Source organism: Winogradskyella sp. (genome assembly GCF_028282165.1).
GTDB lineage: Bacteria > Bacteroidota > Bacteroidia > Flavobacteriales > Flavobacteriaceae > Winogradskyella.
This window is the reverse complement of record NZ_JANQIM010000040.1, coordinates 1-25,693: the sequence shown is the minus strand read 5'-3', so window position 1 is coordinate 25,693 and position 25,693 is coordinate 1. Positions and strand designations below refer to the sequence as shown.

The following is a 25,693-nucleotide window of genomic DNA, read 5'->3' as shown; positions in this document are numbered from 1 at the left end:
GCTTGCCGGAGTAATGCTTCAGTACCAAAATCAAAAAACAATGAGAACTCTAAGCAATAACTAAATCATGGAAAGAGACCAAAGAACGAAATCGTATAATTTGGAATACCAAAAGACGTTTTAGATAATGGCTTCAAAATTCTAAGACGGAATTTACAGTAACTTTCATCAATGAAAATTTATGCTGAGCATGGTCGAAGGGTTGTTAAAAGCGTAGCAAAACCTCGACTCATTCTTAATACTAAATTAACCTTGTATTTTATAATTTAGGGATTATGAAATACCTCTTGTTTCTTATAATCCCTTGGCTTTCATTCTCGCAAGATACACTGCAAGTAGCGGTATATGATTCTCCACCTTTTGGTATTAAGAGCAACTCTGGTGAAGTAGAAGGTCTTATGGTGGAGCTTTGGGAAGATATAGCCAAAGACTTAGATCTACACTACGAGTATCATGTCACTGATATGAATACCTTGTTAACTGGCTTAAACAACAAAACCTTTGATGTAGGTTTGGGTGCTATATCTATAACACCACAACGCGAAAAGCTTGTTGATTTTACACAACCTGTTAATCCATCTGGCACTGGTATTGCCGTCTCTAAAAGTCATATCTCAGAATCCGCCCTACAAAAGTGGATGCCTATTTTTATCAATCTCCTAGAATTAATTATCCTACTATTACTTATGCTTTTGGTTTCGGCAATTATAGTATTTTTAATTGAAAAGCATTATGCTAAAGGCGAACATACTGAGCGAAACATAGAAACCATAGCTGATGGGCTATGGTGGTCAGCAGTCACCATGACGACTGTAGGTTATGGCGATAAAGTCCCTAGAAGTAAAGCAGGTAAGATTCTTGGCATTATTTGGATTTTTACAAGTATTATCTTTTTTTCACTCTTCACGGCTAATGCTAGTGCGCAACTATTCCATTCTAAGACGAAGAGCAATATCAATTCTATTCAAGATTTAAGAAATGTTCGAGTTACGGCTGTGGCGAACTCTTCTGGTGCCGAATTTCTAAAACGTGAGCTTATTGAATATATACCGCAAACTACATTAAATAATGCTATTGAGGCTGTACTTTCTGGCAAGGCTGATGCTGTGGTCTCTAATCTTCCAGTTTTAAAATACCACAATAGAATTCATCATAACGAAGCCCTTATGTTATCTGAAGCTTATTTGGTTCGTAATAATATGGGTATCGCACTCAAGGATGAAAGTCCCTTAAAAGAACAAATCGATCTCATCCTTCTTCAAAAAATTACTGAGCCAAAGTGGCAGCAAGCTGTGTATAAATATATTGGAGAATAGTAATATTGATTTTGTAACTTAGCATTAACTAAATTTAAAGACTTTAATGGGCTTACTCATTTTTTACGCTATAATCTCCATCTTTTTCTCATTTTTATGTTCCATTTTAGAGGCCGTCTTACTTAGTATTACACCTACATTTCTCAATGTAAAAAAGAGTGAGGGTAAAGCATATGCCAATGATCTAGAGGATTTAAAAAAAGATGTGGACCGACCGCTAATCGCCATCCTTACACTTAACACCATTGCACATACGGTTGGTGCCATTTTGGTGGGTGTACAAGCAAAATCAGCTTATGCTGATTTATATGGAAGCACAAAACGAAGTATCTTAGGTATAGAATTCACCGAAGACGTTATGGTAGGCTTGGTATCTACCGTTATGACGATACTCATACTAGTCGCTTCAGAAATCATTCCAAAAACCATTGGTGCTACTTACTGGAAACAACTCGCTAATTTCACCGCCAAGGCGCTTAACATTTTAATCTTCCCCTTAAAATGGACAGGAATTTTATGGCTATTGCAATTAACCACTAAACTTATTGGTGGTAAAGGTCACCATGGAAGTGTTCTAAGTCGTGAAGATTTCCAAGCTATGACCGACATCGCTCAAGAAGAAGGTGTGTTTCAGGAAAACGAAAGCAAGGTCATCAAAAACCTTCTTAGCTTCAAAGAAGTACAGGCAAAAGATGTTATGACACCTCGTACGGTGATGAAAACCGAAAACGAGAATACTACTATTGAAGACTTTTTTGAGGCTAACCAAAATATTCGTTTTTCGCGTATTCCCGTGTATACAGACGATCCCGATAATATTACAGGGTTAGTATTAAAAGATGAGGTTTTTAAAGAGATGGCTCTAGATAACAAGTCTAAGTTATTATCAGAAATTAAGCGAAGCATTATCATTGTTAATAGAAGTTTACCCATTCCTACCCTTTTTGAAGAACTGGTAGAGAGCAGAAACCATATGGCTTTGGTAGTTGATGAATACGGCTCCGTCAGTGGATTGGTCACTATGGAAGATGTTATTGAAACACTCCTCGGATTAGAGATTATGGATGAAAGTGATAATGTCTCTGATTTACAATTGCTCGCCAGAAAAAGTTGGGAAGCTAGAGCCAAACGTCTTGGATTGATAGAAAACGATAATCTCGAAAACTAATGGATACCTGCTATATAGAAACTCCTTTAGGGCATGCTAAAATTGTTGGTGATGATAATGGTATTGCATCAGTATCTATATTAAACCCTAAAGAAGAATTATCCGAGGTGATCCCAGAAACCCTTTTGGATTGTGCCACGCAACTAAAGGCTTACTTTAATAACCAAATCAAAACGTTTGACCTCAACTTAAATCCTGAAGGGACTTCGTTTCAAAAAAAAGTATGGAATCAACTCCAACGCATTCCTTACGGTAAAACCATATCCTATCTAGATTTGTCAAAACAATTGGGTGATATTAAGGCTATCAGAGCTGTGGCAAGTGCCAATGGAAAAAACCCACTTTGGATTATTGTCCCTTGCCATAGAGTTATTGGAAGCGATGGTAGCTTAACAGGATATGCTGGCGGATTGCACAGAAAACAATGGTTACTCAATCATGAAAGTGAATACAAACAACAAACACTTTTTTAATGTATAGATCTGGTGCAGAATTTTTAAAGCGCTTCTTTAAAGTATCTACAATTTACAAATATGGCTTAAATTGGTCACCCATGTATCGCAGAACTACAGCTAAATTGATTGAGGTTAGCGAAGATTTACATTATGTAAAGATTCGTCTAAAGCTTAACTGGAAAAACCGAAACTATGTAGGTACTATATTCGGTGGCAGTATGTTAGCGGCAACAGACCCCATATATATGACCCAACTGATTTATATACTTGGTGATGATTATGTAGTTTGGGACAAGGCCGTAGAAGCACGTTATAAAAAACCCGCCAAATCTACTATTTATGGCGAATTTCATTTTACCAAAAATGAGATAGAAAGCATAAAACTAAACATCGAAGAACATAAGGAAACGGATTTAATTAAGACAATAAATCTCATCGATAAAGATCAGCATATAATTGCTACTTTTAACAAGACACTTTATATCGCAGAAAAGCGTTTTTATAAAGAAAAGCTCAAAAAACGTAAAAAAACCAATACACCATCTCAATGAAATTTTTGAAAAAGCTATTTAAATATCTTATTATCTTATTAGGACTACTTGTTTTAGTTTTATATATCACAGACACCGATTACCTTTTAAAAGCAGTTAGGGTCACTTACATGAAAGGCCATACAACAGCATATCTAGAAGATTACAAACACTTTGACAATCGAACCATAGAAGCAAGTGATAACCCGCAACCTTGGCCAAATCATAAAGCCTATAATACCGTAAGGCCAACTGAGGACTTACAAAAAGCCAATAAAGATTGGGGAACTATCGCTTATGTGATCATTAAAAATGATAGTATTTGGTTTGAAGAATACTACGATGGTTTTGAGGAGAATTCTAAGTCCAATTCCTTCTCCATGGCGAAGAGCTATGTCTCTGGAATGATGTTTAAAGCCATACAGGATGGCTACATTAAAAGTTTAGACCAGCCCATTTGCGATTTTCTTCCAGCCTTTTGTGAAGGTAAAGCCTCTAAAACAACCGTTGGTGACTTAAGTAGTATGGCATCTGGCACCAATTGGGATGAACGCTATTATTCACCATTTTCTATTACCACTCGTGCTTATTTTGATGACAATTTAGCAAAGGTCTCCAATGGCCTAAAAGTAGTAAATGAGCCAGGGCAAGACTTTAAATATGCCAGCGGTGATACGCAGATGTTGGCGATGGTCATAGAAAAAGCCACTGGTAAAAAATTATACAAGTACCTAGAAGAAAGCTTTTGGAAACCTCTAGGAAGCGAAAACGATGTGCTTTGGCAGGTGGATAGCGATGGCCACGATTTGGTAAAGGCCTACTGCTGTATTGCGGGTAGCGCCAAAGACTTTGCACGCTTTGGAAAACTATTTAAAAACCACGGAAAATGGAATGGCAAACAGATTATAGATTCTGCCTATGTCGCAAAATCCATTACACCTCGTTTCCCTGAAAGTCCAGAATATGGCTATGGCTGGTGGATGAAAGATGTCAACGGAAAGAACTTTAAAATGATGCGTGGCCACTTAGGGCAGTATGTCATTATTCAGCCAGAAGACAATGTTATCATCGTAAGGTTGGGGCATCAAAAATCACCAGACGCAGGTATAGGAAAATTTACAAGTGATATTACGTTGTATATTGAGGAGGCTTATAAGATGTTAGGTAAACAATGAAAAGGTTTTGATCAGAAGAAGGCCACAGAATTTATAAATTTGAAAAAGATTAACCCCATATGATCTCCAAACTTAACCTAGAAAATATACTATTCTTAGATATTGAAACTGTTCCCGAAACGAAAGAATTCTCTGATTTAGATCCTGAAAAACAAAGCCTTTGGGAAGCTAAGTCTAAATACCAACGTAAGGATGAATTTACAGCCGAAGCATTTTACGATAGAGCTGGCATTTGGGCTGAATTTGGCAAAATCATCTGCATTTCTGTGGGCTATTTTAATATTCTGGGCGATGTGAGAACCTATAGAGTCACTTCGTTTCATGGTGATGAATCAAAAATCTTAAAAGACTTTAAGAACCTGGTGATATCACACTTTAGTCAAAACAAACATTTGCTTTGTGCCCATAATGGTAAGGAGTTTGATTTTCCTTATATCGCAAGACGGATGATTATTCATAACATAGAATTACCTTATAAACTCAATCTATTTGGTAAGAAGCCTTGGGAAGTTCCTCATCTTGATACTTTAGAATTATGGAAGTTTGGTGATTATAAAACCTATACATCCCTAAAATTGCTAACTAAGGTTTTAGGCATTCCTTCCCCAAAGGATGATATTGATGGCAGTGAAGTCTATAGTGTATATTATCAAGAAAATGATATAGATCGTATTATTAACTATTGCGAAAAAGATACCATTGCCGTAGCGCAGGTATTATTAAGACTAAGAGGTGATACATTGCTCCATGACAATGAAATTAAGCACATATAAAAAAACCCAGAAGTTTAGCTTCTGGGTTTTTCTAAAGGAGTTAATTATTTAATTAGTTCTTAACAAACTTTTTAGTGACAATCTCGTCTCCATCATTCACTTCTATAAAGTACATACCACCTTCGAGTTTAGAGACATCTACTTTACCGTCAGAAGTTCCTCTTGCTACAGTTTGTCCTTGAATATTAACAATTCTATAGTTAAACACGTCTAGACTAGAAACCTCGACATTAAGAATATTTCCTTTAACAGGATTTGGATACAAATGAATGTCAAATTCAGAAACCTCAGGAGAATCCAGATAACCAACAATTTCCAGTTTATCTTTAGATCCACGCGAACCACTAGAAATACCTGTAATAGTCACTTGATCTATAAAGATTTGATCCTGATTTCCCGAAGCATCACATTGGAATCTAAATCCAGAATTAGTGACAAAATTATATTGCGCTGGATTAATGTTTACCGTCGCATTGTAGAATGTGTTGTTATTGATATCAACCCCTCTGGTCCAGGTTTGAACGGTATTCCAAGCCGAGCCATCAAAGAATCGCAACCAGAAATCCTCACCATTTTCCATACTAAATACATAGAAATAAAAATCAACTTCGACCGAACTATAAGGTGTAACATCAATATTATTCAAGGTCATTGACGAAGCTACTCCTGAATTATCTCTTATTCGTACGGAGAAGTTACCTTCAAATGAATTTGCAGATTGCACTCTAGCGCAATCACTACCACCATCAATCCATCTGTCTAATCCTGTTTCAAAAAAGCCTTCATTAAGAACAACATTAGATGTAGTACATGGTGCACAGAAAGAGCCGCCACAATCAACTCCAGTTTCATCACCATTTTGAATGCCATCATCACAGGTTGGTGGAGCTGGAGGACCAGCCAATGACACATCATCAATAGCAATATCTGCCTGCCAAGTGCTTCCGGTTACACGATTAAAACGCAGTTGAATTCCTTTGCCCAAATAGGCATTCAAATCAATTACTGCACCTTGCCATGCATTACCAAGGTTTCCTGAGCTGTTCCAAATAGACGTCCAGTTGGCACCTTCATCATCTGTAATTTCTAAATCTATAGTTCCCATATCGGTTGCACCAAACTGATGGTAGCTAAATTTAAAGGTGGCTTCCGTAAGCACGGAGAGGTCAAAACAAGGCGATGTAATAATCGCTCTTTTGTCGGGATAGCCTGTTCCATTACCTGAAGCCTCTACATAAATATAACTTGAACCTTCTAGTGCCGAGGATGGTCCGGTATTATTAGATAGCGTACCTCCAGAATTCACAGTCCAATCAATATCATCGGCAGAGGATTGCGTCCATGCACCTATAGAACCCTCAAAACCTTCGGCATACGGGAACGTATTAATACCACCCGAACAACCAGAAGATGGTTCTGAAACGTTAACAGTTCTAATGACTTCTGTTGCGGCATTTCCTGCTGCATCACTGACGTTATAAGTAACCTGGTAGACTCCTGCCGTATTGGTATCGACAGCACCTCCAATAACAATATTGCCCGTAATATCACCATCTAGATTATCGGTTGCTGTGGCACCTTGTTCGGTGTACGTATCCCCAACAGTTAGATTAATCGTTGATGCGCCAATTAAATTAATGACTGGTGGCGTCGTGTCTGCTTGCACATTAACAGTTCTTGTGACCTGTGCTGCTGCATTACCCGAACTATCACTAACATTATAATTAACGAAATACGTACCTGCAGAAGCGGTATTGACTGCTCCAGTAATTACAATGCTTGCGCTAATATCACCATCTAGGTTATCTGTAGCTGTTGCCCCTAATTCATTATAGGTGTCACCAACATTTAAGTTAATGGTTGAATCTCCAATTAAGGTAATAACAGGAGGTGTTGTATCTGCATTAACATTAACTGTCCTAATAACTTCGGTCGCAGCATTTCCTGCGGCATCATTTACATTATAGGTGACTTGGTACGATCCCACCACACTGGTATTTACCACATCACCACCCACAACAATGCTCGACGTTAAATCTCCATCAACATTATCAGTCGCCGTGGCTCCAAGTTCTGTATAAGTATCTCCCAAGTCCAAATCTATGGTTGATGCGCCATTTAAAGTAATTACTGGTGCTTCAGTATCTGGTCCGCTTCCTTGAATGATCACCGTATAATCTTCTACTTCGCCATATGTAAAACTGTCACAAGGCCCAGGTATTTGATTGTAACGCATAGTCACACGCATTCTAGTTGAGTTCTCCACAGCTCCAGCAGGAATTGTAAAACTTCCGCTCGCTGGTGTGACCTGGCTAGGTGCTAAGGTAAATACTTCTTCTCCTGCATCGGTAAAATCACCATCTCTATTATAATCTATCCAAACACCATAACCTTCATTATATAAAGTTCCAGTCCAAGTTGGTGTAATGGAGATGGTATATTGAGTCCCTTTAGTAAGGGTCGTGGAAATACTTGTAAAGTCTGAATAAAACTGTGCCCCAGAACTATTATCAATCGTATTTAATTGTACTCTACTAATAAATTCATCATTTACATTGGTGCTTGCTGAATTACAATAATTGAGCTGTACATCTGTTGTTGTAAAAGTTACCGAGCTGCTGTAGGCTGAGTTTGATCCTCCAGAACATTTACTTCTTACTTGAGCTTCGTATTGTGTTAGAGCTGTCAAACCAGTTAAGTTAGAAAAAGTCCCTGTGACTTCAATAGTAGTCCAAGTTGAAGTTCCTGTTTCTCTATACCTTAAATCGTATGTTGCCCCAGGCACTGCATCCCAACTTAAGGTGGCTGTAGTTTCAGCTAAATTTGAAGCTGCCAAACCTGTAGGCACGTCCGCATTACAAACTACTGGTGGGCCAATAGTAAAATTAGTATTAGAAATATCAAAGAAAATATGGTTAGAGCCTCTAACCATAATTCTATTCTGATTTCCTTGATTATCAGGTACAATAATATCATGAGAGCCGTCATTTGTTACTCCAGAAGCTATGATTACAGGATAAGTATCGCCACCATCAGTAGACAATAAAATATCAACAGTAGCCGCATTGACACCATTCCCTGTGGTACCTGCAACATCCCAATTTACGTTTTGTGTTGTTCCTGCATTCCAAGTCACATTGGTATTAGGAGAGTTTACTATAAATGGACCGGCTGTACCATTTACGGTAATGACTACATCATCGCTATTATTTGCTCCGCCACCTGCAACATTATCCCTAACAGTGAGTCTAAAGTTGAGTGTTCTTGACACATTAGGGACCGCTTCCCATTGCCATGATGTTGCACCTGATTTAATGGTTTCTAATCTTGGAAAGTAACGTTTTGTATCGGTAGTAGGATTAAATGATCTAAATGCGGCTCCAGAAGTGTTATTCACACTTGGGTTTGTTGTTGATGGAGATCCAACATTAAATTGTTCCCAACAATACGTCAATACATCACCTGCATCTGCATCGGTAGCAGAACCATCTAATACAAATGGAGTACCTCTAGGAATTGTATAGTTAGGACCAGCATTTACTATTGGTGTCGCATTACCTGTATTTGTATTGGTTTGACAAGACGTCGTTTTAACATAATTCGTTATCTGTTGTATTGAAACAGCATGGAAATAAGGGTCACTGTTTTGTTGTACATCGGTAGCGCCCGTAATTCCAGCATAGCCCATAATTGTAGAGCCACTACCGGGTTCCATTTGTGCACCAGTGCCTTCATTACTAAAAGTAAATGTGTGATTACCGCCAAATTGGTGCCCCATTTCATGGGCTACATAGTCTACATCAAAAGGATCACCTTCAGGTATAGTTAATGAGGTCCATCCACTACCTTTTTGTCCATCAACACATACACATCCTATACACCCAGCATTACCATTATTTTGAAGGTTAGCAAATAAATGTCCTATGTCGTAGTTGGCCTCGCCTATTACCGAGGTCAATGTATTTTGTAATTGCGAGTTATATCCACTAGTTGTATTGCCATATGGATCGGTTGCGGTATTTGTATAGATAACACTATCCGTATTGGCTATTAATACCATGTTTACATTAAAATCTACTTCAAAAATACCATTGACTCTGGTCATTGTAGTATTAATAGCTGCCAGAGCCTGTGCTACTGTACCGCCATGGTACTGCGTATATTCGCCTGTCGCAGATACCGCAAGTCTATAGGTTTTGAGAATAGAATCATCAGCATTTTTCATCATAAGATTTGAAGACACCCTTCTGTTCATTTGTTCTGATACTTCACATTCAAAATCGTTATGATAATTGATTCTGTTTTTTCTGTTAAAGGCTATGTACTGGTTTGAACTTCTCGCAGTTTGTTCTATAAATGTATCATTACCATTTGTAGATAGAATCATCCCACTAAAACCATAAGGAGATAGGCTGAATCTAATAATAGTAGAGGCATCATCTACGCCTTGACCTACATAAGATCTAATGTTAGGGAATCTTGCTTGTAAATCAGGATGCATAACAGATGCCTCTTTAATAGAGAATCGCTGTAGTTTCCCTTCAGAATTTGGAAACGATAAAATAGTACTAGACGATGATGAAAAATCATTTCGTTGGGCAACACCATTTAAGGCTTGCCTAAGTGCATTTACATCCAAACTAAAGGTTTGAAACGCTTTTAAGGATAGATGGTTTTGTTTTGAGATGGTACTGGCATTCGAGATTTGTTTTTGCCAAAGTACCTTACTTTGAGACCATAGCATGGCCGATGTCATCATTGCGATGAGCAACAGTGCTTTAATTTTCATAAGGTTGAGGTTATAGATTAATTAATAGCTTTCCTTCTCTGAAATTAGTTAATTTTTTAGCTCAAAACTTTAATGTTGATAACTATCATCCTGTAAATCGAAAAATTGCGGAAAAACCGTAATGGAAAGTAAGAATGCATTTACTTATGGGGTAAAAAACAAAAAAGTCCAGAAAATTTCTGGACTTTTATGATATATTTTAATATTATTTACCTAATAATCAGCTTCTTAGTGATTGAATACGTTTCATTGCTCAGTTGAACTAAATAAACGCCTTCCATAAAACTAGATGTATTAACTGTATTAAGCATGTTGTTTAGTACGAGTTCTTTCCTCAATATCTCTCTTCCTTGAATATCGAACAATGTCATTTGTGTTGCTTCACTCAATAAGCCTTGTATAACAATTTGCTCTAAATCGGTATCGCTGTATATCTGAAGTCTATCAAGTTCTGAAACATCAGTAGACAATGATTGTTGTCCAAATCTTAAATAAAATCTTCCTATATCCGCTAAATCTATACTTGGAGTAAAACTATAGTCAGAAGTATTTAAGTGTGTTAATAAATTAGTTTCTGTATCCTCTAAGTAGATGTCTTGGGTAACATTGGTGCTCTCTAAACTAATGACTATCTGTTGTCCCTGTGCTGCATTGACTCCTAAAGGAATCACTGTAGAAGCATCAATCTCGTTAGTACTTATAGCTTGAATTGCCATGTCTAGCCCTTGATTATTCTCTACCAATTCCGAATATATCGAAAAGTCAGAAGGTGCTCCACCAAAATGCTCAGCGTCATATCCTACGTCTAACCCTAGTGTTGCATTATCATTAAAATAGACTTCTGTTTCAAATGTATTTGATGATGTAGTCATCCTTAAAATAGCATGACCAATAGTACTAGAATTTCTTCCAGCAATGAAGTCATCTGATGATCCAATAGCTCTCATTGAAGGTGTAAACGAAATATTAGCACCGCCATCTTTTGAGGACACAAAGAATCCCTGTCCTGGTGCTATTAAAGTTCCAGGATTAGCATCAGAATAGGCCAAATTCCAAATCGTCCAATTGCTTCCATTAGAATTATCAGCATCATATCCGTATACTGCTGCACTGAAAAAATCCAATTCAGTAATATTTGCAGCCAAGAAATCTGCCAATGAAATATAGGTAGTATAAGGATTACCTATAAGGTTCCATTTCTCATAATTAGAGCCTACTTTTGAAATTGGAATATCAACGTTTCCTGTACTTACGGCTCCAGTAAATGTGAAAGTCCCATTGTCTGTAGATGCTACTCTATATCCTGTACCGGCTTCTAAGGTAGCTACTTCAGTATTTGCGAACAACATGTAATCGTTAGTAGGCTTCTCAAAAGGTCCAAATAAGTATAAGGTCTGAGTTGCATTTGCGAATACATTGGTATTGTTAGAAAGGAAATCCACAAACGTTTGCCCACTTACCGGAGGTGCAATTAAATCATTACCGCCAGCATTAGAATTTGCATATCTGTTATATTTAATATTACCTGTTACTGTACCATTTACCATAAGACTAGAGAATTCATTCGAATCCGAATCTAAGACAAATTCACCATTATTGGTAATATCACCATTTACAGTAATTGCGTTGGCCTTGTTTAAATTTAAAGTAGAACCAGAGTTAACCGTAATATTATTTATACTAAAGTCACTGGTAGCATTAAAAATACCATCCAAAATTAAGGCATCCTCAGCTCCCGTAGAAACACTAGGGCTACTCGGTGTCCAGCTACCCCCTTGATATACAAGACCATTAAATATATACAGTGTATAGTCTTCTACCTCTCCATAGGTGAAATCACCGCAAGGATTTGGCACTGCATTAAACTCTAGTGATACTCTCATCCTTGTATTTCCTGTTATTACACTACTCGGAATTGTAAAATTACCTGTTACGGAACCTCCACCTGTAACTGGTGATTGTGTAAAGACCTCTTCACCACTGTCATTAAAATCACCATCCCTATTGAAATCTATCCAAACACCATAACCTACGGCGTTAGTAGTGGCAACATTGTAATCTGGTGTTATGGTAATATCGTAATTAGTACTTTTAGAAAGTGTTGTAGATACTGATGTATAATCTGTATATAACTGTGCCGTTGAGGTGTTGTTAATAGTATTTAATTGTACCCCAGCTATTCCTAAGTATAAATTTGTATCAGTTGCTTGTGAGTCGCAATGTGCAGGGATACTGCCAATACTAATTTGATCAATGGCTATATCACTACTCCAACCATTCCCTGTAGTTCCTATAAATCTAAATTTTACGGTTTGTCCAATATAGCTGGTTAAATCGATGTTTTGTGCATTCCATGCATTCCCTAAATTTCCAGATTGTGAAAAGACATTAGTCCAATTAGTTCCGTTGTCTGAGGAAATTTCCAAGTCTAATGAACCAACATTAGTTCCATACATATGGTAGTAAAAAGAAAAATTATCAAAGGCTGGATCTGACAGCACATAACAAGGACTAGTTAAAACAACTGTAGCATTAGACCCTAATCCAGCTGTTGACGCTTCCGTGTAGAAATAGTTCCCATTTCCTGTGATATCATCTGACGGTCCGGTTTCATTAGAGTCAGTACCATTGGCATCAAGGCTCCAATCACCATCATCTCCTGAGTCTTGTGTCCAGTCACCAATACCAGAATCAAAGGTCTCAGAATAAGGAAATGAACTAATTACAGTCCCTGTACAAGGAACAAATACAGCTGTTGTAAATACAGTAGAACTCGTGTAAGCGGAAGTAGATGATGTGCATCTAGTTCTTACCTGAACTTCATATTCTGTAGTTTCACTAAGACCAGAAATTGAATAGCTATTTGTTGCTAAATCTGATACTTCGGTCCATGTAGATGTTCCTGTTTCACGATATCTTAAATCGTATGTCGCAGAAGGAATATTATCCCAAGTGATATCTGCTTCTGCTGACGTTATATTATTTGCTGCTAAATTTGTTGGGGTCGTTGTTGCGCATGGGATTTGTATGCTAATTACTTTGAAGTCGTCTAAATAGAACCCTTCTCGATTAGCCGAATAGTTTTCGAATACATTTCCAGAATCCGATCGCAATCTAAATCTAAAAAAGACGGTAGATGCATTAAAAAAAGTAGCATTATTGATTGCGTCAATGACAATTTCTTCCATCACCCACTTATCCATACGGTCACCATCATAAATATGACCCGATGCATTATTGCCTTGGAATTCTTCATCAGATGTACCCTTTGCGGCGTGATCGTTAGTACTAGCCGATGATTCTGGTTTCGTATATTTTCCGTTCAAATTTACCCACGTACTTCCATCAGTTGAAGCTTGCAGTTCAACAAAATCAAAGTTTCGTTCAATGTCCCATTTAGCATAGAATTGAACTAAAACTTCACTAGAGCTTGATAAATCATAACTATTAGTAGTGGTTAATGTTTCGGTTGTATTGTTGCCATAGTTTCCTGTTCTCAGGGAATTGCTTCCAGAGTATGCATCTACAGTTGTGTTATTCCATCCACTACTGTTCCAACCTGTTAATCCATCGGTATCAGGATTATGTGAAAAGATAACGGTAGGTTGGTAGTATTTTTCAATATTTACCTCATAGAATACACCTACATCATTAGAAAGTTGTATTTTATATTCAATAACGTCATTGGGCTGTATGCTTGGGTCTAGAGTCATTGAAGCCGTAACATTGCGTTGCTCTAAAACCGTCATACCAGATTGCGTTGCTGGCGAAACAATATTGGTAACATTAGCTGATATTGGTGTAACTGTCAATGTAAAATCGCTTGCGGTCTGTCCTACTCTTTCTATAGCAAAATCTAAGGTCGGCGATAAGCTTGATATATCACTTTGTGTGAGATCATGAAATTTTGCATACTTACCTCCATGGTAAGCACCCATTAAAGAGATACGCATAGAACGTTTTGCAATAGGAATAATATCTGATGGGGTTGGCCAAAACCAATCACCACCATGCTCTGGAGTTGTTGCTAATATGTTTTGTCCTGATCCTACGGAACCATTGTTATCTATACTTCCCCCTAGCATCCAATCATCTGCAATACCATTAGCAGGCGAAAATATGGTAGCGCCAGATACGTATCTATTATATTTTGTCATATCTGCATGCATTTCGTGCATTTCGTCTTCCCTACCAGATACAAAAGTTGGATTACCGCCATAGGGATGAGGGATTGAATTGGCAAATGAGTGGTTCCAAATACCAGTCTTAAAATTTCTAGCTAAAATGAAATCCACCATAATTTGGGTTTCTGGTTCAGATGCAGCACTTGGTCCTCTATAGGAATCGCTAAATGGGTCATCTGTAGATCCTATTCCTGCATTTCCCCAGAAATAATCAAAATTCCTATTAAGATCAACACCTCTATTAACAGAAGTATTTCCTGTACCACCAGTATTAGGTCTCAAGTTTTTTCGCTGCATTGCTCCACCAGAAGGATTCACGTGTTCGTTCCATCTTAAACCGTCTGGGTTAACAACCGGTACAAAGTATAACTCATTATTATCTACCAATTCTTTGATGGCAGGATCGGTATTATAGTTTTCAATAATATACCACATAAAATACATATTATTCATTAGGGCACTAAGCTCTCTAGAATGAATCATAGAAGTAAATAGCATTTGTGGTTTTGTACCTTCAGCGGTAGTACTTTCATTACCTGTTATTCTTACGTAATAGATAGTTTTTGGATCCCAGCGCGTGCCTCCTTGGCCAGAATAAGTAAGGCCATTGTTAGTAATTGAACTTGCAGGATTTCCCCAAGTAGTTTGACCAGTTGGAGAAGCATCTTGCTTTACCGAAACGATATCCAGGCCATTCGTCTGGGAGTATGTTCTCATATCATCTAATTCGCTCTCCATTTCTGAGAGTGTATAGCAACCTCCCATTGAGCCTAGCTCAAAATTTAGGGGCTTCACCCAATCTTTTTCATCAATCTCGTCATACTGTAAATAATTATCTATGATTTGGCTAGATACAGACCCTCGTAATTGTAGTTCATTACTTTTTGCTGCTATTGTTCGAGCATCTTCTAACTGTGCCTCCATAATCGCTCTTGGCAAATTATTTATGGCTCTTTGACTTTGGAACTCTTGTAAGTTTTCTACTATAATTGTGTAAGAGATTCCAAGCTGGTCTAAAACATTACGATCTTTGTCAGAAACATCCAAGGTTAAATTGTTATGTTCATGATCGTGATTAACACCACATCTTAAATCTATCCCTCGCTGTGCGAGAAGATATTGTATTTGAGGGGTTGGATTAGTAATTGTAATTCTTGAGTGTTGGTTTTGTGATACCATAAATTGGGATACCACAAACAACAAAGCGGTTAAGGTTAAGGTAATTTTTTTCATTTGTTTGGGACTTTCAATGAATTTATTTGTGGGCTAATATATCATAAAATAATCCAAAACACAGATTAAATGCATAAAAATTCGATGAAATGCACATTTTGAAAATAGCGAAAATGATTAATTTGCTGTATATCAATTAATTATATTTTTTTAAGTTTATCAGCTTCAACACAAAAAAAATCCTATTCTCGATTGGGTCATCGATTTTAATTATTTTTACGTATGCTTGACACCTATCTACTCAAAGTTGACAACCTCTCAATTTCATTCAAAAATGGGAACGAAGAACATCACATCATTAAGCATATATCATATATGCTTAATAAAAATGAAATTGTAGCTATCGTTGGTGAATCGGGTTCTGGTAAATCTATATCCTCTTTAGCCCTAATGGGTCTACTTCCAAAGCATATTTCTAGAATTACTTCTGGCTCTATTGTACTAGAAGGTAGAGATTTGGTACAACTTTCAAATAAGGATTTCAAAACTATTAGAGGAAATGAAATAGCCATGATCTTTCAAGAGCCGATGAGTTCTTTAAATCCTTCTATGCGATGTGGAAAGCAGGTAGAAGAAATTTTAAAGCAACATTCCCAATTATCAAAATCCCAAATTAAAACAGAAGTTCTTTCGCTTTTCGATCGGGTAAAACTTCCTGATCCCAATAGAATCTTCGCCTCCTATCCACATGAAATTTCTGGTGGACAAAAGCAACGTGTTATGATTGCCATGGCTATTGCCTGCCAACCAAAACTTCTTATTGCTGACGAACCTACGACAGCGCTCGATGTCACTGTACAAAAAGACATATTAGAATTGTTAAAGGATATCCAAAAAGCAACTAAAATGAGTATCTTGTTTATTTCTCACGATTTGTCTTTAGTTTCAGAATTTGCAAATAGGGTTTTAGTAATGTATAAAGGGGAAATTGTAGAACAGGGCAATACGTTTACAATTTTTAATAACCCTAAGCACAACTATACCAAAGCATTGATTGGTGCAAGACCTTCTACTGAATTCAGGTTAAAAAAACTTCCGACCATCAAAGATTTTATGCAGAATACAGTTGACAGGTCCATTGTATCTCAGGAAGACCGTATTATACGTCATAAAAAGCTCTATTCAAAGCAACCGCTTCTTGAGGTTATCGATATCGAAAAAACATATCTAAAAAAAACAGGGATTTTCTCTAAAAATATCCTTTTTAAAGCTGTTGATGGTGTGAGTTTTAAAATCTACCCTAGCGAAACCATTGGTCTTGTTGGTGAATCTGGATGTGGAAAATCTACTCTTGGAAATGCCATACTACTGTTAGACAAGGCAACTTCTGGAATCATAAAATTTAAAGGTAAAGACATTACCGCATTAAACAAGAGCGAATTACGTCAAATGCGTAAGGATATTCAGATTATTTTTCAAGACCCATTCGCCTCGCTCAACCCTAGATTAACAGTAGGTAATGCCATTGTAGAACCGATGAAAGTTCATGGTATCGGAAACTCCAGTACAGAACGAAAAGAAAAAGTTTTAGATTTATTAAAAAAAGTAGGTTTAGAGGAATCTGCCTTCAATAAATATCCACATGAGTTTTCAGGAGGACAACGACAACGTATTGGCATTGCCAGAACTATCGCTCTCGAGCCTCAGCTAATAATTTGTGATGAGTCTGTATCTGCTCTAGACATATCTGTTCAAGCTCAAGTCTTAAACCTATTAAATGACTTGAAATCACAATTCGGATTTACATACATATTCATTTCTCACGACCTGGCCGTTGTAAAATATATGGCCGATCAATTACTGGTGATGAATAAAGGCAAAATTGAAGAAATAGGCGATGCTGACCATATCTATAAATCACCACAAAAAGAATATACGAAGAAACTAATCCATGCAATACCTAAAGGCCTGTAAATTATGATATCAAGAAATAATCGAATAATTTTAAGTTGCTTATGCCTAATACTTATAGCGGCATCTGCTTGCACTTCAAAAGACAACTCAAAAACAAATAAAAAGGATGACATGTTAGACCAAAAAGTCGACTCACTTCTAGCATTAATGACCCTCGAAGAAAAAGTAGGTCAGATGAATCTCTATAATGGTTTTTGGGAGGTTACCGGACCCATGCCTGAAGAAGGAAATGCAAAAACTAAGTACGAGCATCTTAGAAAAGGATGGGTAGGTGGTATGCTTAGTGTTAGAGGCTATGACAATGTAATGAAAATGCAACAAATAGCTGTTGAAGAAACAAGGTTGGGTATCCCTCTTATTATTGGATTTGATGTGATTCATGGCTATAAAACATTGAGTCCAATACCATTAGCAGAATCTGCGAGTTGGGATTTAGAGGCTATAGAAAATTCGGCTAGAATAGCTGCTGTTGAAGCCTCAGCTGCTGGAATTAATTGGACTTTTGCTCCCATGGTCGATATATCCAGAGATCCGCGATGGGGACGTGTTATGGAAGGCGCTGGTGAAGATCCTTATTTGGGTAGCAAAATTGCAGTGGCAAGAGTTAAAGGTTTTCAAGGCGATGATTTAAGTCAACCCAATACTATTGCTGCCACAGCTAAGCATTTTGCGGGTTATGGATTTGCCGAAGCCGGAAGGGAATATAATACAGTAGACATAAGTGTCTCCAAACTTCACAATATGGTTCTGCCACCATTTAAAGCTGCCGCAGAAGCTGGCGCAAGATCATTTATGAATTCCTTTAATGACCTCAACGGTGACCCTGTAAGTGGTAGCGAATACTTACAACGCGATATCCTAAAAGGAAAATGGAATTTCAACGGTTTTGTAGTGTCAGATTGGGCTTCAATTAATGAAATTATTTATTGGGGACGTGCCAAAGACAAAAGAGAAGCTGCAAAAATTGCCGCAACTGCAGGCTCCGATATGGATATGGAAGGCTATGTTTATATCAAAGAACTTGTAAACCTGGTAAAGGAAGGTATTGTTGATGAACGCATTATAGACGAAGCTGCTGGTAGAATTTTAAGGGTGAAATTTGAATTAGGTCTTTTTGATGACCCTTACAAATACTGCAATAAGGAGAATGAAAAGAAATTAATAGGTCAAGAATCACATCATGAAGCTGTTTTGGATATGGCTAAAAAATCCGTGGTATTGCTTAAGAACGATAATAAATTATTACCACTGAAAAAAGAAGGTCAAAAAATTGCACTCATTGGGCATTTGGCGAATGATAAAAATAGCCCTTTAGGGAGTTGGCGAATTGCCTCAGATGATAATACCGCAGTCTCTATATTGGAAGGTATGAATGCCTATAAAGGGAATGAGCTTATCTATAAAAAGGGAGTTGACCTATTTTTAGGTGAAACAGCATTTACTAAAGAAGTAAAAATCAACACCACAGATAGAACGGGGATGGTTGCTGCCGTGAATGCCGCCAAGGATGCTGATGTGGTAGTAATGGTTTTAGGGGAGCATGGTTTTCAAAGTGGTGAGGCCAGAAGTAGAACTCAACTCGATTTACCTGGATTACAACAAGAACTGTTAGAAGCCGTTTACAAAGTAAACAAGAACATTGTTTTAGTATTACAAAATGGACGGCCACTAGCTTTAGAATGGGCCGCAGAGCACATCCCGAGTATCTTGGTCGGTTGGCATTTGGGGACCCAAACAGGTAATGCCATAGCGCAAGTATTATATGGCGATTATAACCCAAGTGGAAAACTACCTATGACTTTTCCAAGAAATGTAGGACAAATACCTATTTATTACAATCACAAAAATACTGGAAGAGCAACAAACAGAGAGGGTAATGTTTTTTGGTCGCATTATATAGATCAAGAGAACTCACCGCTGTACCCATTTGGTCATGGGTTAAGTTATACAAACTTTAAGTATTCAGACCTCACAATGTCTAACTCTAGCTATGCTATAAATGATGAAATCGATATTTCCGTAACCGTTTCTAATATAGGCGCTTATAATGGAAAGGAAGTTGTTCAGCTATATCTTAGGGACTTAGTTGGCAGCTTAGTGAGACCCGTAAAAGAATTGAAAGGTTTCGAACTTGTAAGTTTGAAGAAAGGTGCAACTAAAACAATCGAATTTAAACTAACCAGCAAAGAACTTGGATTTTATAACAACTCTGGAGAATATATAATAGAGCCAGGAGATTTTGAAGTGTTTGTTGGTGGTAGCTCAGATACTACACTTAAGGCAAGTTTTACTCTAAAATAAAATAGTTTGAAAAAATATTCATGCTAACCTCAGTGGTTAAAGCATGAATATTTTCTTGGTCAACTTTAAGACACCTGATACTACACGTGCCATATCCCTTAAGTTTGAAAGAAATATACTTTCGTTTAAAGTAGGTTCTGGTAGATTTGATTTGGTTTTCATAAGTTAAGATTTATGGTAGATTTGGGGCAAAAATTAATACATTAAGCTTATGGTAAATCTGGGTTAATTTAGTTTTAGATTTGGGATTGCTAATATGAGATAAAATTTCAATTTGTCTGTTGTAATACATTAAAAATCGATGAAATACATTTATTTTTAACATTTGTAATCTTATTCTACAATTTTTCTTACAAAAAAACCACATTATGAATGTGGCATTTTATTTTTATTAAATGATATAGATCAATTACAATTCCATTTCCGGTATATCCCCTTCTATAATTAAACGGCCTTGTGTTGCATTTTTAATAGTTTCAATCGAAACACCTGGAGCACGCTCTAACAATTTAAAGCCTTGAGGTGTTACTTCTATTACAGCCATATTAGTTACTATTTTCTTCACACAGCCAACCCCTGTTAAAGGCAAAGAGCATCTTTTTAGAAGTTTGGATGCACCTGCTCTGTTGGTATGCATCATGGCAACAATGATATTTTCGGCACTGGCTACTAAATCCATAGCACCTCCCATACCCTTAACCATCTTTCCAGGAATTTTCCAATTGGCAATGTCTCCATTTTCAGCCACTTCCATAGCGCCAAGTATCGTTAAATCTACATGTTGGCCTCTTATCATCGAAAAACTCATCGCCGAATCAAAAAAAGAAGCCCCTGGTAAAGTTGTTATAGTTTGTTTGCCTGCATTAATAATGTCTGCATCCTCCTCGCCTTCAAAAGGAAAAGGACCCATTCCAAGTACCCCATTTTCACTTTGAAACTCTACTTCAATATCCTCTCTCACAAAATTGGCGACTAACGTCGGTATACCAATCCCAAGATTGACATAATACCCATCTTTAACTTCTTTTGCTATTCGTTTTGCTATACCGTTTTTGTCTAACATTGTATTAATATGAAAATTTTTCGATTTGAAAATTTGAAAATTATTATCTCTTTGATGAAGCAATAATTTTACTGATAATCTTAATGATTGTTTTCAAATCAATTATTAATTCTTGTTTTGGATTTGGATAATACTCTGATTCTTTGCAGAGCAATAACCAATATTCTAGTTCATCAGCTTCTTTAGCAGCTATTTTAAACTTATGGATAAAGTCAGCCTTGCTTTCAGCATTTTGAGCCTCTTTTACAATTAGCACCAATTGATGTACCACTTCTAAATATTTGAGATGCCATTTCATAGCGATGCATTGCTCTAATTTGTTCAGAAAATTTGATAATTTCAAGTGAAAAAGCAAAAGTCAGCTTGATAATGATGTTCTCTTTATCATCTCTCATTTTCAAATTAAATCATTTTCAAATCTTCAAATTAATGTCGAGAACGCACCGTTCTCTGCTCAATACGTTTCTCGAAATGTGCGCCTTTAAAAATCCGTTGTACAAAAATCCCTGGAATATGAATCTGATTGGGATCCAATTCACCTACAGGTACCAATTCTTCTACCTCAGCAACAGTAATATTTGCAGCACCGCACATATTAGGATTAAAATTTCTTGCCGTTCCTTTAAAAACTAAATTACCAGCAGCATCACCTTTCCATGCTTTTATAAATCCAAAATCAGCTTTAAAAGCGTGTTCTAAAACATACATTTTACCGTTAAAGTCTCTTGTTTCCTTACCCTCAGCAACTTCAGTACCATAACCTGCTGGTGTATAAAATGCGGGAAAGCCAGCTTGTGCTGCGCGCGCACGTTCGGCAAGTGTCCCTTGGGGAATCAGCTCTACTTCCAATTCTCCTGAAAGCATTTGGCGCTCAAATTCATCATTTTCACCAACATAAGATGATATCATTTTCTTAATTTGTTTTTGTTGTAATAACAATCCCAAACCAAAATCATCAACACCCGCATTATTAGAGATACAGGTTAGTCCTTTTATATTTAGCCTTACCAACTCAGCAATGGCATTTTCAGGAATTCCAGACAGCCCAAATCCGCCAAGCATAAAAGTCATATTGTCCTTTACGCCTTGCAAAGCTTCAGTAACACCTGCTACTTTTTTATTTATCATAAAGTGGAATAATTAGCTTCTGAAAAATACAAAAGAATCTTATAAATATTGGCAAAAATGATATTTAAAAACAAAGATACTATAACTTATGACTAACCTTAAACATAATTATTCTAGGAAGAACAAAAGTTCTGCTGTCACTAACTATAAAAGCGTTAAATGAGTTTTGTTGCCTAAACCGAATATCGAAAATGTTGCTTGCGGATACCTCAAAACCCCAGGGACTGTCTTCTTTTTGGTAATACAATGAGGCATTGGCTGTATCAAAAGTATTGACGACACCTTGGTTTTTGTTGTTGTAATTGTCAAAGGTATAGTCGGCCTTAAAAATAAAATCACTTAAAAAATCGTACGCCAAGACCACTTCAAAACGATCGTTCTCAAAATCGTTCTCGTTGTTGTTTGCCCTGTACGTGCTAAAGTCCTTGGTATAGTTAAATTCCAAATTTGGAAAATTCTTGAAGAACGTTTCCAATCCGATTGTTGAAGACAAGGACTTCGAGATATTGAGGCTGACGTCATCATTTAGTATCTGAAAATAATCGCTATAACCAAAACGGGTACTCAAATTATACCTGACCTTCCTTATTTTTTTTGAAATACGCCCGCTCAAGTTCCAGTTATGTTCGGGCTGATCGAACATGATCGTGGTATTAAAGGACTCTATACCGTTCAGTTCGGTTGTCGTCTTTATGTTCTCAATACGTTTATTTAAGCTTGTATTAATGCTGAAATTGAGGTTCCTGAACAAGCTAAACTTATAATAACTTAAGCTTGCCGTATGGTACAATTGGTTTTCCAGTCGGTCATTGCCACGAAACACACTGTTGAAACCAGAAAGCATAAAGTTATTGGCCACTTGGTCAATACCTGGGAAACGTGCGTTGAGCCCGTACCGAAAGTTGAGTTTCTCGCTGTTGTTAAACTCAACCTTAGAGGTAAATTGGGGCAGCAACAGGTGCTTTGAAAAGGTCCGGGTATCCTCGAACTGTTGGGTACGCCACAGATAACCATGGTAAAAAAGTGCAGGCTTAAAGGTCGCTATCCCCATCTGAAATTTATATTCAAGACCCAAATAAGTATCAATAAAGCTATATTTGAAATCATTACCAAAACCTGCAGTATCAAAATTATTGATACCACCATCATCCAAGATCTGTACATCTTTATTGAAAAAGTCGTTAAAAGAGGCATTGAGGCCAACACTGGTGTAAATATGATTAAAGTTATTGATTACCCAATAGTCTTTGAGAATAGTACTGAAATTATGTGATCTTGACCTTTTAGTCTGAAGGATGTTGAATACCTCCTCGTTTTCTAGGGGAATCAGCCCCTCTAGGATCTCTTGGTTAGTCAACCATTCCGTAATGGGTTTATCGTTTTGAAAATTATAAATCGTTTCCAAGGTGACCGTATGTGCCCTGGAGAGTTTACGGCTATAGTTAATATTCTGCTTTAGATTTAATGATACAACATCGGTTAAGGTTCTAATCGTATTGTTCTGTGTCGGATTAATGGTAGAAATTAAACCATTACTATCATTATTGGTCGTTTTCACAAAAGCATTATAGGCAAAATCTTCCTTGTAGGATGGGTCATAATCTATGGTGAGTTTGCCGATGGTGAAAAAGTTATTTAGATTGTTGGATACCGTTCTGTCTTCGGTAAAAGGTTCTGCAATATTCTGATAAGCATTCAGGGTATTGCTCAAGGTCTCGGTCTTGGCGTTGGACACAATCACATAACCGCTGATATCCGTACTATTGGAAACCGATTGCCTAATATTGAGCGCTCCAAATTGATTGGTATTATCCCTAAAATCCCTGTTGTTGAGGTATTGCGCAAAGTCACTATTGAACAGACCGAAATAACTGCCCGCTCCATTTAAGAGCTTGCCGAAACCGCCTTCAAACTCGAGGTAATCCCTAAAGCTAAAGCTCTTGATGCCTTGATTGTTGAGGTCACCGATAAAATTGACGTTGGTCTTGGGGCTGTAGTAGAATAAATTGGGGTGCAACAGATAACGTTCCTCGATACCACCGCCCACTTCAATATCACCAAATACGAACCTTTTTTTGTCCTCCTTTAGCTTGATGTTCATCGCCATATCCTCGGAATCCTGCAAGTCCTTGAGCATGGCCACCTCGTTATAATTGTCCAGTACTTCCACTTTGTCTACGGCATCTGCCGGGATGTTGTTGACGGCCAGCTTGCTATTGCCGGTAAAAAAGGGCCTGTTCTCTACCAATACTTTGGTGACCTTTTTGCCGTTGACATTAACGTTGCCCTCCCTATCGACTTCGACACCGGGTAGTTTTTTCAGTACCTCGCGCAACTTGCGCTCTTCTCCTGTAGCAAAACGACTTACATCATAGGTAATGGTATCCTTTTTTACGGTTATCGGTGGTATATACTCTATATGTACCTCATCCAACCGGTCTGGGTCTTCTTCCAGTACAAAGTTCTTTACGAGGTCCTGGTCTGTAGTGCTTATCGTAAGCTTTTGCGTTCTATAGCCCAAAAAGCTCACCGTTAGCTCATAGGTTTGGTGCCGTACCAAGCCAAGCCTATAGCTACCGTCTTTCTCTGTAATGGCAAACTTTATCTCTGAATCGTCTGCTTGTGGTATGGCCAAAATATTGGCATAAGGAAGTGGGGTTTGTAAGCTATCGGTTACCTTGCCCGAGACTTTGATTTGTTGGGCCATAGATAAGGAAGAAAACCCTATTAGTAAGAGTAAGGTAGTTATATCGACAAATAAAGACTTAATGTGCAATACAAAACATTTTTTAATTCTCTATTTGCTCTAATTCTAATTTAATAAAATCTTCTTTAGATATTTTTTTCCCTTTTTTTGGTTCTAGACTAAAAATGTCAATTTCTTTATTGAACTCTATTTTACTTGCATAAAGCGATAACTTGCCTATTTGTAGCTGTAAAATTAGTCCTGGTAAATTATTAAAACCAGCAGGGCCAAAACTGGTTGGTATTTCTGGAGTGTACCAAGCTGTTATGGTTTCATTATTTAAGCCACTGCGCGTAACTCTTTGCCTTATTGTCGTTGCTTTATATGCTGTGTAACCATCAATTTGTTTAGACTCATTAGTCATGTTCCATTGAAGGCTATCGGTATTGCTATAAATTAGATATTTTTTAGCATCAAAAGACTTTTGCTGTATTAGTTGTTTTGAGTTTTTATGTGTAAAGAAAACACCTTCGGTCAAACCTCCAACATTATTCAATATAGAAATTATATCAGTTTTATTTTCTAAATCCATTCGCTTTAGTTCCTTAAAGCAAGATATAGTATCATTAAACCAAAGTTTAAATGTTTTGTTTTTAAATTCTAGATTAAGCTTTTTTAATAATTTCAAAGCCTCATTCTTACTAAAGTTGTTTGTAGGTTTTGTTTCCCTATCAAAATCTATCAAAATCGTTTTTTTGTATGTTATCTCAACTTCCTTTTTTTGGGCAAAACAAAAAGTCATTGTAAAGCAAAGGAAAACGGCAAATAATATTCTCATACTTTTAATTTTAAGTCAATTATAACTTTATGACATATTGATTTATAATATCATGGAATCTAAAATTTAAATGGTCTTTGTTGTACTTACGAAGAAACCTTGATATAAAGAATAAGATTGAAATAAAAACTATTATTTAT

15 protein-coding genes and 1 pseudogene are annotated in these 25,693 nt (G+C 37.0%); 8 read left to right on the top strand and 8 right to left on the bottom strand.

The genetic code is table 11. The annotated features are described in order from the left end of the window. The first annotated feature begins 275 nt into the window (after window positions 1-275). From Q0972_RS15650 to Q0972_RS15625, 6 genes are read left to right on the top strand one after another with little or no spacing between them, the layout of a single operon-like run. Entirely contained in the window at window positions 276-1,316 is a 1,041-nt protein-coding gene (locus tag Q0972_RS15650; RefSeq protein ID WP_299367477.1) for a transporter substrate-binding domain-containing protein, read from the top strand. A 46-nt stretch (window positions 1,317-1,362) separates the two neighbouring features. After that, window positions 1,363-2,484, top strand: coding sequence for a CNNM domain-containing protein (locus tag Q0972_RS15645; protein WP_299367474.1), 1,122 nt, complete (start codon window positions 1,363-1,365; stop codon window positions 2,482-2,484). Then, window positions 2,484-2,957: a methylated-DNA--[protein]-cysteine S-methyltransferase gene (locus Q0972_RS15640; protein ID WP_299367471.1), complete on the top strand. Its 474-nt coding sequence runs from the start codon at window positions 2,484-2,486 to the stop codon at window positions 2,955-2,957. The genes Q0972_RS15645 and Q0972_RS15640 overlap by 1 nt, the downstream gene beginning before the upstream one ends. After that, window positions 2,957-3,490 (top strand): DUF4442 domain-containing protein, encoded by a 534-nt coding sequence (locus Q0972_RS15635; RefSeq protein WP_299367467.1) that lies wholly within the window; start codon window positions 2,957-2,959, stop codon window positions 3,488-3,490. The genes Q0972_RS15640 and Q0972_RS15635 overlap by 1 nt, the downstream gene beginning before the upstream one ends. Next, window positions 3,487-4,644, top strand: coding sequence for a serine hydrolase (locus tag Q0972_RS15630; protein ID WP_299367464.1), 1,158 nt, complete (start codon window positions 3,487-3,489; stop codon window positions 4,642-4,644). The genes Q0972_RS15635 and Q0972_RS15630 overlap by 4 nt, the downstream gene beginning before the upstream one ends. Window positions 4,645-4,703: 59 nt before the next feature. Next, window positions 4,704-5,417, top strand: a complete 714-nt coding sequence (locus Q0972_RS15625; protein ID WP_299367461.1) for a 3'-5' exonuclease — start codon at window positions 4,704-4,706, stop codon at window positions 5,415-5,417. 52 nt (window positions 5,418-5,469) lie between these two features. Here the strand turns inward: Q0972_RS15625 and Q0972_RS15620 are convergent, their stop codons facing one another. Together Q0972_RS15620 and Q0972_RS15615 are read right to left on the bottom strand one after the other, a co-directional pair. Beyond that, the gene (locus Q0972_RS15620) at window positions 5,470-10,206 is read right to left on the bottom strand and encodes an immunoglobulin-like domain-containing protein (protein ID WP_299367458.1); all 4,737 of its coding nucleotides are present in this window, start codon (window positions 10,204-10,206) and stop codon (window positions 5,470-5,472) included. 209 nt (window positions 10,207-10,415) lie between these two features. Next, entirely contained in the window at window positions 10,416-15,623 is a 5,208-nt protein-coding gene (locus tag Q0972_RS15615; RefSeq protein ID WP_299367455.1) for a M14 family zinc carboxypeptidase, read from the bottom strand. A 222-nt stretch (window positions 15,624-15,845) separates the two neighbouring features. On the opposite strand from Q0972_RS15615, the gene Q0972_RS15610 reads away from it, so the two are divergent. After that, window positions 15,846-17,537, top strand: a complete 1,692-nt coding sequence (locus Q0972_RS15610; protein ID WP_299367452.1) for an ABC transporter ATP-binding protein — start codon at window positions 15,846-15,848, stop codon at window positions 17,535-17,537. A 3-nt stretch (window positions 17,538-17,540) separates the two neighbouring features. Next, a complete protein-coding gene (bglX, locus tag Q0972_RS15605) occupies window positions 17,541-19,838 on the top strand; it encodes a beta-glucosidase BglX (RefSeq protein ID WP_299367450.1) in 2,298 nt (765 codons plus the stop codon). Between the two features lie 36 nt (window positions 19,839-19,874). On the opposite strand, the gene Q0972_RS15600 is transcribed toward bglX, so the two are convergent. The 6 genes and pseudogenes from Q0972_RS15600 to Q0972_RS15575 all read right to left on the bottom strand — a co-directional run bounded on the left by Q0972_RS15600 (window position 19,875) and on the right by Q0972_RS15575 (window position 25,553). After that, the gene (locus Q0972_RS15600; RefSeq protein WP_299367447.1) at window positions 19,875-20,000 is read right to left on the bottom strand and encodes a hypothetical protein; all 126 of its coding nucleotides are present in this window, start codon (window positions 19,998-20,000) and stop codon (window positions 19,875-19,877) included. A 247-nt stretch (window positions 20,001-20,247) separates the two neighbouring features. Next, window positions 20,248-20,901, bottom strand: a complete 654-nt coding sequence (locus Q0972_RS15595) for a 3-oxoacid CoA-transferase subunit B (protein WP_299367444.1) — start codon at window positions 20,899-20,901, stop codon at window positions 20,248-20,250. A 43-nt stretch (window positions 20,902-20,944) separates the two neighbouring features. Next, a pseudogene (locus tag Q0972_RS15590) lies at window positions 20,945-21,296 on the bottom strand (four helix bundle protein). 31 nt (window positions 21,297-21,327) lie between these two features. Beyond that, window positions 21,328-22,029 carry a CoA transferase subunit A gene (locus Q0972_RS15585; protein WP_299367441.1) on the bottom strand — a complete coding sequence of 234 codons (702 nt, stop codon included), beginning with the start codon at window positions 22,027-22,029 and terminating at the stop codon, window positions 21,328-21,330. Window positions 22,030-22,108: 79 nt separating this feature from the next. Further along, a complete protein-coding gene (locus Q0972_RS15580) occupies window positions 22,109-24,736 on the bottom strand; it encodes a carboxypeptidase-like regulatory domain-containing protein (RefSeq protein WP_299367438.1) in 2,628 nt (875 codons plus the stop codon). Window positions 24,737-24,818: 82 nt separating this feature from the next. Further along, on the bottom strand, window positions 24,819-25,553 hold the full coding sequence (locus Q0972_RS15575) for a GLPGLI family protein (RefSeq protein ID WP_299367435.1): 735 nt from the start codon (window positions 25,551-25,553) through the stop codon (window positions 24,819-24,821). Window positions 25,554-25,693 lie beyond the last annotated feature (140 nt).

Bases quoted from the DNA above. Each gene is read 5' to 3' on its own strand.
- Q0972_RS15650 (WP_299367477.1), top strand. From the start codon at position 276: ATGAAATACCTCTTGTTTCTTATAATCCCTTGGCTTTCATTCTCGCAA.
- Q0972_RS15645 (WP_299367474.1), top strand. From the start codon at position 1,363: ATGGGCTTACTCATTTTTTACGCTATAATCTCCATCTTTTTCTCATTT.
- Q0972_RS15640 (WP_299367471.1), top strand. From the start codon at position 2,484: ATGGATACCTGCTATATAGAAACTCCTTTAGGGCATGCTAAAATTGTT.
- Q0972_RS15635 (WP_299367467.1), top strand. From the start codon at position 2,957: ATGTATAGATCTGGTGCAGAATTTTTAAAGCGCTTCTTTAAAGTATCT.
- Q0972_RS15630 (WP_299367464.1), top strand. From the start codon at position 3,487: ATGAAATTTTTGAAAAAGCTATTTAAATATCTTATTATCTTATTAGGA.
- Q0972_RS15625 (WP_299367461.1), top strand. From the start codon at position 4,704: ATGATCTCCAAACTTAACCTAGAAAATATACTATTCTTAGATATTGAA.
- Q0972_RS15620 (WP_299367458.1), bottom strand. From the start codon at position 10,206: ATGAAAATTAAAGCACTGTTGCTCATCGCAATGATGACATCGGCCATG.
- Q0972_RS15615 (WP_299367455.1), bottom strand. From the start codon at position 15,623: ATGAAAAAAATTACCTTAACCTTAACCGCTTTGTTGTTTGTGGTATCC.
- Q0972_RS15610 (WP_299367452.1), top strand. From the start codon at position 15,846: ATGCTTGACACCTATCTACTCAAAGTTGACAACCTCTCAATTTCATTC.
- bglX (WP_299367450.1), top strand. From the start codon at position 17,541: ATGATATCAAGAAATAATCGAATAATTTTAAGTTGCTTATGCCTAATA.
- Q0972_RS15600 (WP_299367447.1), bottom strand. From the start codon at position 20,000: ATGAAAACCAAATCAAATCTACCAGAACCTACTTTAAACGAAAGTATA.
- Q0972_RS15595 (WP_299367444.1), bottom strand. From the start codon at position 20,901: ATGTTAGACAAAAACGGTATAGCAAAACGAATAGCAAAAGAAGTTAAA.
- Q0972_RS15585 (WP_299367441.1), bottom strand. From the start codon at position 22,029: ATGATAAATAAAAAAGTAGCAGGTGTTACTGAAGCTTTGCAAGGCGTA.
- Q0972_RS15580 (WP_299367438.1), bottom strand. From the start codon at position 24,736: ATGGCCCAACAAATCAAAGTCTCGGGCAAGGTAACCGATAGCTTACAA.
- Q0972_RS15575 (WP_299367435.1), bottom strand. From the start codon at position 25,553: ATGAGAATATTATTTGCCGTTTTCCTTTGCTTTACAATGACTTTTTGT.